Here is an 11,823-nt window from a genome sequence, read left to right on the forward strand (position 1 = left end):
TTAGTCTTCCTTGATGCGTGTCTGGGGACGCGGATTGCCGCCGAGCCACCCGAAGCAGCGCTTGATTTCACCGTAGAAGTTGGAGGCGGCATAACGATAGCACTCTTCTTCGCGGGCATACCCGCACAGCCAGGCGTCGCCGCTCTTGCGGGTGGAACCGCCCTGCTTGGAGAAGGTGTACACGATGACGAAGGCTACTGCCAGGACGATAGCGATAACGATCGGCACGTACAGGGCGCCGCCGCCGATGGCGAAGAGACCCGTGGTGGCGCCGGCGGACATGGTGTTGGCGTCGGCCAGTTTCTCGGCAAAGCCCTGGCGGCTGGTGTTAAGCACCTGGCCCAGAACCTGGTACACGGCGCCGGGGGCAAGGCCGATGACGATGCACAGAAGCGCCATGATCAGCTGCGGAAGCTGCTGGGTCATGCCCACTTCAAGATTCCCCTGCTTGGCGGCCTGCTGTTTGACCACCGTGCTCTGGCGGGACAAAAAGGCGACGCCGAAGAATTTGATGTACATGGCAAGCGTCATGGCGCTGGTGAGGATGGCGATGATGGCGCAGACGGCAAGGTATTTGGCGCTCGTGCTCCCCTGGATGGTGGCGACGTAGATGCTCCATTTGCTGACAAAGCCGTTTAACAGCGGTACACCGGCGATGCCGAAGGAGGCGATCAGGACGGCAAAGCCGGTGACCGGCATGTACTTCCACAGGCCGCCCATTTTGTTTAAGTCCTGGGTGCCGGTTGCCTGGTACAGGGAGCCGGCGCTGAAGAACAGAAGACCCTTGAAGATGCCGTGGTTGATGGCGTGAAGCAGGCCGCCGCAGAAGGCGATGGCAGCCAGAGCAAGCAGTCTGTTGTCACCGGAGGGGACCAGGGCGACGCAGGCGCCAAGGGCAAGGATGATATAGCCCAGCTGACCGACGGAGCTGAAGGCCAGGAGCCGTTTGGTGTCGTCCTGTTTCATACCCTGCATGGTGCCGGTGAACAGGGTGATGGTGCCCAGGATGGCCAGGGCCATGCCCCACCTGCTCATGTCGTACTGGCCAAGCACGTCGGCCGGTACCAGCCACAGGAAGGTCCTCATCAGGCCGTAGACGCCGGTCTTGCTCATGACGCCGGAGATGAGAGCGGTTACCGGGGACGGAGCAGCGGCATAGGCGTCGGGTACCCACAGCTGACCGAAGGGCCACATGCCGACTTTAATGCCGAAGCCAACAAGGAACAGGGCCAGGCAGCCAGTGAGCGCACCCGGGTTGGTGGCGACCAGAGCCGGGATGCCTTCGGAAAGAACGTCGAAGTCGTAGGCAAGGCCAGGCTCGGCCGGGCCGCCGGCAATCATGGCGGCGCCGGCCATGGCGGCTACCATGGCGGCTTCCATGAAGACAAGGTACTTGAAGGCAGCGCCCTTGATGCCGGGCTTCTCACTCTCGAACAGCATCAGGATGAAGCTGGGGATGGTCATCAGCTGCCAGAAGGCGCAGAAGAACCACATGGTGTCGGTGATGGAGAGGATGCCGTACATGCCGCCCACGAACAGAAGCAGGAACGGATGATACATCGCCGCGCTCTTGGTGGGGAATTTCTCCACATGGACGATGGAGTACAGGGCCGCACAGACCCCGATCAGCACCGCAAGAAGCAAAAAGATGGAGCTCAGGCCGTCAACGTACAGGCGCAGCGTGTGACCACCCAGGGTGTAAAATGCCTCGGGATGGTGCGGGTTGGCAGGACCGCTGGTCAGTACCTGCACCGCCCGCGGCACGATCAAGACACCGCTGGCAACCATGGTCAGGAAGGAAAGCCAGCCGGACAGGCTCTTGCTCATGGAGAGCAAAAGCGTCACTACGGCACCGGCGGCGCAGATGCCGATCGATAAGAGTACTGCTTGTTCAGGAGTCATTATTGCACCTCTGCGAATGGCCCAAAGCCATGCACTCGTAGTCGGGAAACGGCTAAAGATCTAACCGTTGTCCGTTTCTTCACACCAAATGTCGCTCAGCAACTCCTCGAGGATGTCAAGCGTATCCTGTACTGTTGGTGAAACGCCCTGCCCCATCTTCAATGATTCAGGCTGAACACCGATCAACCAGGCTTTCGTTGTCCCGCTGGCCTCAATCCAGTTAGCCAGCATACCTAACGAAATTTTGTGTGTAGATATCTGAGGGAACCTTGATGCCATTTCCTCGCTGTTCGCTACAAGCACAGCACCAGGTTCGCCGCCAAAGTCTACTGCGTCGAGAAAGACCAGGGAGTCGTACCCCTCGTCGGCTATACGACCGGTATAGCGTTCCGGCATGGTGCCGGCATCGATAACGACCGGAGCATTGGCACGCTTTGCCAAGTTTTGTTCGAGTTTCTCGGCAAGACGAATGCCGAAACCATCATCACCGTAATCCGTGCTGCCAACGCCCATAAAACAGACACGACCACGGGTGCATTCACGAAGTTCTTTAAGGAGGTCCAAGGTTAGATATCTTCCCCGAGCGTTTTCAGCTGTTCGTAGGTAAATACCGGGCCGTCGACGCAGACGTAGGAGACACCCACGCAGCAGTGGCCGCATTTGCCAACGCCGCATTTCATGTAGCGCTCCAGGGTCGAGACGATGTTGCTCTCCTTGAAGCCAAGGTCCAGGAGGTCCTTGATGACGAAGCGGAACATGATCGGCGGACCGCACACGAACGCTACCGTGTTGTCCACGTTCACCGTGACGCCAGGTTTCTTGAACAGGGAGCCGACCACGCCCACGTTGCCGGTGTAACCGGGGCTGGCGCTGTCAACGGTGAGATAGAATTCCGCCCCACCCTTCTCCCAGACCTTCAGGTCTTCGGCGTACATCAGCGTCTCGGGGTTCTTGGCGCCGTAGAAGATCTGCACGCTCTTGAACTTGTCACGGTTGGCAAGGATATAGACGATGGTGGAACGCAGCGGGATCAGGCCGATACCGCCGGCGACGACGACGATGTTCTTGCCGTAGTACGATTCCATGGGGAAGCCGTTGCCAAAGGGACCTCTCAGCGCGAAACGGTCGCCCGGCTTGTACTCCTGGAAGGCGTTGGAGCAGACCCCTACCCTTCTCAAGGTGAAGAAGACTTTACCTTCAGTGGGAGAAGGCGGAAGCGAGAGGGTGAATTCGCCCTTGCCCGGGATGGTGACCAGGCAGAACATGCCAGGACCGAAGGTCGAAAGAAACTGTTTCTGATCCTCGGGGTTCTCCAGGTGCCAATGAACCGTTTTGACTTCCGGGATCTCGTCGTTCAAGGCGTCGACGATGGCGACCTTCGGCAGATAGATGTTATCAGCGGGTGATTGGTTCATTGCTTGTCACTCTCCGTTGTGGCGCGGCGGATCATTTCCACGACGCTCGGCATTCCTATGTCGCCGTGGCAGACCACGGCGCAGCGACCGCAGCCGATACAGGCGACCGACAGCTCGCGCTGGATGAAGTAGTGGTGCAGTTTCCGGAAGAAACGACGGTTGCGACGGTCATGCACGGCCTGGCGCGGGTTGTGGCCACCGGCCATTCTCGTAAAGCCGCTGAAGGCGCAGGCGTCCCACACTTTCAAGCGCTCGATCTCCGTCGGACCGATCTTACGGTCGGTGACGGTGAAACAGGTGCAGGCGGGGCAGACAAAGGTGCAGCCACCGCATTCGACACAGCGGTTGCCGATCTCGGTCCAGGTCTTGTTGCTTACCCGGTTGCCGGTGACGTAGCGTACGGCACCGGAGAACCAGGTGGTGGCGTCTTTCAGCTCTGTGCGGGCCGCTTCCAGCACTTCGGCCCGTTTCGTTACGTGGCCAGCCGTGCACTTCTTGTAGAAGGGGGCCGCAAACAGTGCCTCGCCCGCCGGACTGCCGGCTACGGCCATGTATTCGTCGTTGCCCAGGTCCATGAGCTGAAGGTCGAAGTTCTCACGGGCGGCAGGGCCGGAGTCGGTGCACAGGCAGAAGCACTGCTTGCCTATGTCCAGGTCCTTGTCCGTGCAGGCGAAGTTGACGATGAACAGGTTGTTCCGTTTCGCCTCGTGGTAGCCATCCTTGAAGTCACGCCCCAGGAAGAAGCGGTCCAGGTGGTAGATGCCACGCACGTCGCAGGAGCGCACGCCGAACAGGGCGCGCTTGGGAGCGTCCACGGTGGGCTCGAAGCTCAGGCTGTTCTTGGATTTGTCTTCGTGAATCTTCATGGTCCGTTCCATGTGCGGGAACACGAACCGTTTGGCCGGATAGTAGGGGTTGGGAACGTGCAACTGGACCTGGTCCCGGTTGGCGTCGGTGACTACGTCAAAGGCGCTGTCGCTACCGCGACCGAGGAAGGGGGCCAGGACCTCAAAGCCCTGTCCGCGCAGCTGATCGATTACGTTCAGCACATCGGCGCGGCTCAAGATACGTGCTTTCATGCGACCTCCGTTTCTACACGAACAGCCAGGAACCGGGCGTCATCCGCACCGCGCATCGCCTGCATCTGGCTCAGCTCCTGGTAGGGTACAAATACCGTGCCCCGCTTGACCTCGGGGGTGACGCGGGCAACGGTTACGGCGCAGCCGGAGCCGCCGCAGAGTTTGATCTTCTGCTTGTCCCGGATCTTCATCTCCTTGGCGTCGTCAGCATTGATCTCGACGAACCCTTGCGGATAGTCCAGGAGCATTACCCGGTATTCACGCTTTAAGATCTCGCTGTGGGCGATGAGGACGTTCTGGTTCCAGTAGTAGCTGGAGTTGCCCAGTACCAGGGTGAAGGGGAAGTCCGTGCTTAAGGCGGCGGGAGCCGAAGGCTTGGCGACCGGTACAAATTTGAAGCTGCCGGAACCGCCGCTAAACAGGATCGGCGTGCCGTGGGGCGCGTCCTTGGTGCAGGGCCACTGACGGCCGAATTCAACACCCAGGCTGTCGTAGTCGGCGGCGCTGTAGGAAGGTACGGCCCGGCCGATCTCGGCCATGACCGCTGCCGCGTCGGCATAGTTCCAGTCACTTCCCAGTGCCTTGGCCACCTGGGCGATCTGCTGCCAGGCAGGGGTGATCCCCTGAGGCGCAGGAACGGCCTGGCGGGCGAGCTGGATGCGACGCTCGGTGCTGGTGAAGCTGACCGTCTCTTCACCGAAGGCGGTGGTGGGAAGGACGACGTCGGCCAGTTTGGCGGTTTCAGTCAAAAACAGGTGCTGGACGATGACCAGCTCGCACTCTTCCAAAGCCTTGGCGGCGCTGCCCAGGGCGGCGGTGTTGACCGGGTCGTAACGGTCCAGCCAGACCGCCTTGATTTTACCCTTGGCACGGTCTTTCAGCACGGCTGCGGCCGTTACGCCGGGGGTAGCCGGAAGCTTGGCGCCATACACGCTTTCAAGCTCGCTCCCCGCGGAGAGCGGACGGTAGCCGGGAAGGCGGTCGGGAAGCATGCCCATGTCGCAGGTGCCCTGAAGGTTGTTGTGTTCGGCCAGCGGGAAGATGCCAGAGCCGACTTTGCCGATCTGGCCGGCCAGAAGCGCCAGGTTGACGGCCGCCCTGATGGAGTCGGAGTCACGGGTCTCGGCGCCGGTGGAGTACAGGATGGCCGAGGATTTTGATTTGGCGTAGGCTACGGCTACGGCTTCGATCTGTTCGGCAGGAACGCCGCAGGTCTGGGCGGCGGCGATCAGGTCGTACTGCTTGGCCTGGGCCAGAAAGGCATCGTAGTCAGAACAGTTGGCCTTGATGAAGGCAAGGTCCATCAGGCCGTGGTCCACGATCAGTTTGGCCATGGCGCCGTAGAGAACGGCTTCCGTGCCCGGGTTGATCTGCAGAAACCAGTCGGCGTTCTCGGCAACACGCTGACGACGCTCGCCGATGACCACCAGCTTGGCGCCGCTGAGTCTGGCGCGCAGCACCGTGCCCGCTACGGTGGGAAGCTGACGGGCAAGGTCAACGCCGTCGACGATGATCAGGTCGCTCTGCTCCAGGTCGTCGATGGAGTTGGTGGCGGCGGCAACACCCAGCATGTCCAGAAGGACGTTGACCGAGTTGTTGCTGTACACGCCGGCGCCATGGTCCACGTTGTTGGTGCCGATGACGCTGCGCGCAAGCTTCTGAAGAAGGTAGCTCTCTTCGTTGCAGCAACGCGGAGAGTTCAGAAAGGCGATCGAGTCGGGACCGGAGGCGCCCTTGATCTCCTTCAGACGTGAGGCGATGAACTCATACGCCTCCTGCCACGTCACTTCTTCGAGCTGGCCGTTCTTCCTGAGAAGCGGTGCCTTCAGGCGGTCGGGGGAGCTGGCAACTTCATGAACGTGCCAGCCGCGGATGCAGATTTTGCCCTTGTTTGCGGGGTGCGATACGCTGGGGTAGACGCCAGCAATGCGTTCAGGAGTAGTCTCAAGATAGAGACCACACCCTACGCCGCAAAAGGTGCAGGTGGTTAGACTTTGAGCCATGCGTCACTCCCGTTTCAACCCAATCCTGTCGCCGGGTGGGAAAGTCGGAATACACCGAGGAATTCCATAAGTTACGGATATCCACGGCTTTCCGCTAATTTCGGCGGAAAATTAGCACTTATAACTACAAGATGTCAATCCATTTTTGACACATTTCGTCATACGTCTGCCAAGAATTTTGTAATACGTTCCAGTTCAACCCGGGAAACGCGGCTTGCGAAATCCGAATCCTGCCTGTTTCAAACTCCAGCATACAGACCCCGAAACCCGATATCACCGCCTGCAGGACGTCGCCAGTTTCCGGATGTGGGTAGGTCCATGAGCCTCAGCACACAGGAAAGAGCAGATTCACAGGAAGAGCCGTTTGGATTTATCTGGAATTTTCGGTGGGTTTCCATGTATAGGAAAACCGTGCCGAACTGATTGCCACATACCGAACACAACACCCGCAGCTTCTCGGTACATACCGTACCGATCATTGAGATACAACTTCACTGCCAGGGGGTAAGGATAGATGGGAAACAGGGGAATAAAATCGTTTGGCATGACAACGTGGTATATGTTTTTAGCCGGCATGCTCATGTTGCTGCACGCCTGCGGAACAATCACCTCCACGGGCTACACGCTGGCAATCGCCCACCTGAACGATACCCACTCTCACCTGGAAACGGCGCCGGTCACCCTGACCATCGATGGCATGGCTACTACGGTGCAACTGGGCGGTTTCCCGCGCCTGCGGACCCTGGTGGACGAAATGCGGGCCGACAACCCCAACTTTCTTTTACTACATGCCGGGGACGCGTTGCAGGGGACTCTCTACTTCACCCTCTTCGCTGGCGCGGTTGAGTTCGATTTTCTTAATCGCCTTGGCATTGATGCCATGGTCTTCGGCAATCATGAATTCGACAGGGGAACGGGCGCCATTCCCGGCTTTCTGGATCGCGCCACATTTCCGCTGATCTCCGCCAATATTGATTTCAGCGCCGAGCACACCATTGTTGAACGTGTTCCCCGGCATATCATCAGGGAGATCAACGGGGAGAGGGTCGGCATATTCGGACTGACCACGGAAACAACCCCCCAGAGTACGCTTGATGTGGGCAAGGCCAGGTTTCTCGACACGGTCGCGACTGCCCGGCACCAGGTGGCTGAACTCGAGAAACAGGGAGTCAACAAGATCATCGCCCTGACCCACTTGGGGTACAACGCCGACATGCTGCTTGCCGCCGCCGTGAACGGGATCGACGTAATCGTTGGCGGCCACAGCCATACGCTGCTGGGTGACCGGAACCGACTGAATAGCATCGGGCTTGTAGCGGAAGGTTCCTATCCAACGGTAGTGACAACGCCCGATGGTGGCAGAACGATGGTGCTGCAGGCCTGGCAGTGGGGACATGTGCTGGGAAACGTGCGGGTTGTCTTCGATTCAGTCGGCAGGGTAAGGAATCATACCTCTGCGGCCGTAATGCCGCTGGGAGACAGATTCATGAAAGACGGAGTCCCGATTTCGGCTAACTCACCTGAGCAGCAGAAGATTGTGGAGGCGCTGCGCTCCAGCGGAATAGCCCGGATCGTAGGAGAGGACGAATCGACCCTGGCCGCCCTGGCCCCCTTCAGCGCGCAACTGGCGGCATTCCGCTCACAGCCTGTAGCACGGGCACTGGAGGATCTGACGAGGAGCATGAACCGCGGCCCCGGCCCTCTGGCAGCCGATTCCATGCTGGCCGCCGTTCCCGAGGCACAGGCGGCACTGCTCAATTATGGTGCGGTACGCAGGGACCTGCTGGCCGGCATCATTTCCGCCGGCGATGTGCTGGAAGTGATGCCCTTTGGCAACACCCTGGTGCTGGTTGAACTAACGGGAGCGGAGTTGAAGGACGCCCTGGAGGAGGGGATCGAGTTTCTGCAGACAAAACATGGGCGCAACGCCACGGCACTGCCCCATGTGGCCGGCATGAGCTTCACTGTCGCGCCTTCGGCGGAAAGGGGGGATCGCGTAGGGGCACTGTCGATCAGGGGAAGCGACGGCAGCTACCGGCCGATTGAGCCGTCCGCCAGCTATCGCACGGTAGTCAACAGCTTTCTCGCAGGAGGCGGTGACGGTTTCAGCACATTGCGAAACGCTGGGGGGCATCGAAACGAAACCGGAATACTGGACAGTGATGCATTCCGCGACCATCTGAAAAAACTCGGCACAGTGCGCAATCCAGACGAACAGAGGATCAGGGTAATCGGCGCTCCCACGACATCCATAAACCCGCGCCGCCCTGCGGACAACTATGTTTTGCCACGGCTGACAGCCGCGGCAGCCTTCCGTTGAGTCGCGAAGATCAGGCCCTGATCATGATCAGCAGCATCTTGAACCGTTTGACCGCCTTGAGCGCATGAGGGTGATTAGCCGGCATAATGAACATCTGGCCGGAGGAGACAACATGGGGTTCTCCGTCGATGGTGATTTCCGCTTCTCCATCCACCACCTGCACCATGGCGTCGTACGGCGCGGTATGTTCCGAGAGCCCCTGCCCAGCATCGAAGGCGAACAGCGTCACTGTCCCGATTTTCTTGTCGATCATGGTCTTGCTGACCACCGAGCCCTCCTGGTACGCCACCAGTTCATTCAGCGCAAGCGCCTTCCCGATCAGTTCCATGTCGTGTGACCTCCTTTTTTTGTAAGCTGCCCTGTTTTTTATACCATAACGCGGCTTGTTCGCCTGGTAATGTTTTTCAAAACGACACATGGCCGGGAGCAGACGCCCCCGGCCATGTCGATTACCGCACATTCAGCATACAATGGTGCAGCGGCGATATTACATCATGCCGCCCATGCCACCCATGCCACCCATGCCACCCATGCCGCCCATGCCACCAGGCATACCGCCACCCATGGCACCTTCTTCACGCGGCTTCTCGGCGATCAGCGCTTCGGTGGTCAGCATCAGACCGGCGATGGAGGAAGCGTTCTGCAGAGCGGAGCGGGAAACCTTGGTCGGGTCGATGATGCCGGCCTTGAGCATGTCCACATACTCATCGGAGGCTGCGTCGTAACCGAAGGCATCCTTGCCGTTCCTGACCTTGTCGACAACGATGGAGGCATCGATACCGGCATTGTCAGCGATCTGGCGGATCGGCGCTTCAAGTGCCAACTTGACCACGGTTACGCCGAACTGCTGCTCGTTTTCCAGATTCAGGTTATCCAGTGCGCTCAGTGTACGGATATAGGCAACGCCACCACCAGGGACCACGCCTTCATCAACAGCGGCACGGGTAGCGTGCAGCGCATCCTCGACGCGGGCCTTCTTTTCTTTCATCTCGACTTCGGTTGCCGCGCCGACCTTGATGACGGCCACGCCGCCCACCAGTTTGGCAAGGCGCTCCTGCAGCTTTTCCTTGTCGTAGTCGCTGGTGGTTTCTTCGATCTGGGCGCGGATCTGCTTGACGCGACCCTGGATGTCGGCTTCCTTGCCTTCACCATCGATGATGGTGGTGTTGTCCTTGTCAATGGTGATGCGCTTGGCGCGGCCGAGCATGTCCATGGTGGCCTGCTCAAGCTTGTGGCCGACTTCTTCGGAGATCACCAGGCCGCCGGTCAGGGTGGCGATGTCTTCCAGCATTGCCTTGCGACGGTCACCGAAGCCGGGTGCCTTGACGGCAGCCACGTTCAGCACGCCACGCAGCTTGTTGACAACCAGAGTTGCCAGGGCTTCGCCTTCAATGTCCTCGGCGATGATCAGCAGCGGACGACCGGACTTGGCGGTCTGCTCCAGAATCGGGAGCAGGTCCTTCATGTTGGAGATCTTCTTGTCGTGGATCAGGATCAGGGCGTTCTCCAGGGCAGCTTCCATACGCTCCGGATCGGTGACGAAGTAGGGGGAGAGATAGCCACGGTCGAACTGCATGCCTTCCACGGTTTCCAGGGTGGTATCCATGGACTTGGCTTCCTCGACGGTGATAACCCCTTCCTTGCCGACCTTCTCCATGGCCTCGGCGATGATGTCACCGATGGTCTTGTCGTTGTTGGCGGAAATGGTGCCGACCTGGGCGATTTCCTTGTGGTCGACGATCGGCTTGGAGATCTTCTGCAGTTCGGCGACGATGGTTTCAACAGCCTTATCGATGCCGCGCTTGATTTCCATGGGGTTGTGACCGGCTGCCACCAGCTTGGAGCCCTGGCGGTAGATGGCCTGGGCCAGAACCGTTGCGGTGGTGGTGCCGTCACCGGCAACGTCGGAAGTCTTGGAGGCGACTTCCTTGACCAGCTGGGCGCCCATGTTTTCGAACTTGTCTTCCAGTTCGATTTCCTTAGCAACGGTCACGCCGTCCTTGGTGATCAGCGGTGCGCCGAAGGATTTGTCGATAACGACATTACGACCCTTGGGGCCGAGGGTAACTTTTACGGTATCGGCGAGGATGTTGACGCCCTTCAGGATGGCGTTACGCCCTTCCTGGTCAAACTTGATGATTTTTGCTGCCATTGATGAATTCCTCCATTAAAGAATAAAGTGCCTGTTGGGGGAGAGGCGATAACGATTCGCCCTCACTATGCCGCATTTGCTCGGAGCATGTCACGCGCCCCCGCAATAAAAGAGATAGGGGTTACTCAACGACAGCGAGAATGTCGTCCTCGCGCATCATCAGGAAATCTTCACCATCCACCTTCACTTCGGTGCCGGAGTACTTGCCGAACAGCACCTTGTCGCCAACCTTGACATCCAGCGGCAGTACCTTGCCGTCCTCGGTCTTCTTGCCATTACCGGCGGCAACAACTTCGCCGCGCTGCGGCTTTTCCTTGGCGGTTTCGGGGATGAAGAGGCCCCCTGCGGTCTTGGTTTCTTCTTCGACCCTCTTGACGAGGATGCGGTCATGAAGCGGTCTCAATTTCATCGGTACTTCTCCTTTCTTATGCTGTGGTGGTTTTCGTATCGAAGACAGAATTAGCACTCACGATGACCGAGTGCTAACTTTCAGGAATATAATCAGCACTCAATCAAAAATCAAGGGGTCTTGAAATTAAAATTTATCGTTTGGAGGGATATGCCTTCCAAACCAGTCTCCCCGGGGGAGCACCTCGCACGGCCCCGGATCGCTCCCGCACTTACCGGAACCTGGCGTGCCCCTGCCCCGGCAGGGCATCAGAACCCCCTGACCAATCCTCCTGCGGCTGATTTTCCTTTTGACTTTCAACCTGACGGTCTGGTAATAGTCAGGCACATTTTAATTGCAACCGGATCTGGTGCCGTACCCGTTACGGGCACGGTTAAAAGGGAAGAGGGTGGGACTCCCTCGCTGACCCGCAACTGTAACAGGCGATGAAAGCCGCTATGCATGCCACTGATTTCGATTGGGAAGGCGCGGCAAGTAAGATGACCCTGGAGCCAGGAAACCTGCCTGTCCGTCAGCTTTTGGGACCTCCGTGGAACGAGGAGC

At 59.0% G+C, this 11,823-nt stretch carries 9 protein-coding genes and 1 riboswitch; of the genes, 1 reads left to right on the forward strand and 8 read right to left on the reverse strand.

Annotated elements, in window-relative coordinates; genetic code table 11:
- Genes PPRO_RS13850 through PPRO_RS13870 form a run of 5 tightly spaced genes read right to left on the reverse strand, consistent with a single transcriptional unit; the run spans position 1 to position 6,399 of the window.
- On the reverse strand, positions 1-1,902 hold the full coding sequence (locus PPRO_RS13850) for a complex I subunit 5 family protein (protein WP_011736636.1): 1,902 nt from the start codon (positions 1,900-1,902) through the stop codon (positions 1-3).
- 60 nt (positions 1,903-1,962) lie between these two features.
- Positions 1,963-2,466: a hydrogenase 3 maturation endopeptidase HyCI gene (locus tag PPRO_RS13855; RefSeq protein WP_011736640.1), complete on the reverse strand. Its 504-nt coding sequence runs from the start codon at positions 2,464-2,466 to the stop codon at positions 1,963-1,965.
- Positions 2,467-2,468: 2 nt separating this feature from the next.
- On the reverse strand, positions 2,469-3,317 hold the full coding sequence (locus PPRO_RS13860) for an FAD/NAD(P)-binding protein (RefSeq protein WP_011736637.1): 849 nt from the start codon (positions 3,315-3,317) through the stop codon (positions 2,469-2,471).
- Positions 3,314-4,396 (reverse strand): 4Fe-4S dicluster domain-containing protein, encoded by a 1,083-nt coding sequence (locus PPRO_RS13865; RefSeq protein WP_011736638.1) that lies wholly within the window; start codon positions 4,394-4,396, stop codon positions 3,314-3,316. Before PPRO_RS13865 ends, PPRO_RS13860 begins: the two co-directional genes overlap by 4 nt.
- Entirely contained in the window at positions 4,393-6,399 is a 2,007-nt protein-coding gene (locus PPRO_RS13870; RefSeq protein WP_011736639.1) for a molybdopterin oxidoreductase family protein, read from the reverse strand. The genes PPRO_RS13865 and PPRO_RS13870 overlap by 4 nt, the downstream gene beginning before the upstream one ends.
- 544 nt (positions 6,400-6,943) lie before the next feature.
- On the opposite strand from PPRO_RS13870, the gene PPRO_RS13875 reads away from it, so the two are divergent.
- On the forward strand, positions 6,944-8,719 hold the full coding sequence (locus tag PPRO_RS13875) for a bifunctional metallophosphatase/5'-nucleotidase (protein ID WP_157040024.1): 1,776 nt from the start codon (positions 6,944-6,946) through the stop codon (positions 8,717-8,719).
- Between the two features lie 10 nt (positions 8,720-8,729).
- On the opposite strand, the gene PPRO_RS13880 is transcribed toward PPRO_RS13875, so the two are convergent.
- The 3 genes from PPRO_RS13880 to groES form a co-directional block, all read right to left on the reverse strand.
- The gene (locus tag PPRO_RS13880; protein WP_011736642.1) at positions 8,730-9,047 is read right to left on the reverse strand and encodes a cupin domain-containing protein; all 318 of its coding nucleotides are present in this window, start codon (positions 9,045-9,047) and stop codon (positions 8,730-8,732) included.
- 159 nt (positions 9,048-9,206) lie between these two features.
- Positions 9,207-10,871 carry a chaperonin GroEL gene (gene groL, locus PPRO_RS13885; RefSeq protein ID WP_011736643.1) on the reverse strand — a complete coding sequence of 555 codons (1,665 nt, stop codon included), beginning with the start codon at positions 10,869-10,871 and terminating at the stop codon, positions 9,207-9,209.
- 121 nt (positions 10,872-10,992) lie between these two features.
- A complete protein-coding gene (gene groES / locus PPRO_RS13890) occupies positions 10,993-11,280 on the reverse strand; it encodes a co-chaperone GroES (RefSeq protein WP_011736644.1) in 288 nt (95 codons plus the stop codon).
- 330 nt (positions 11,281-11,610) lie between these two features.
- Positions 11,611-11,802, forward strand: a riboswitch (cobalamin riboswitch).
- Positions 11,803-11,823 lie beyond the last annotated feature (21 nt).

Source organism: Pelobacter propionicus DSM 2379, assembly GCF_000015045.1.
Classification (GTDB): Bacteria; Desulfobacterota; Desulfuromonadia; order Geobacterales; family Pseudopelobacteraceae; genus Pseudopelobacter; species Pseudopelobacter propionicus.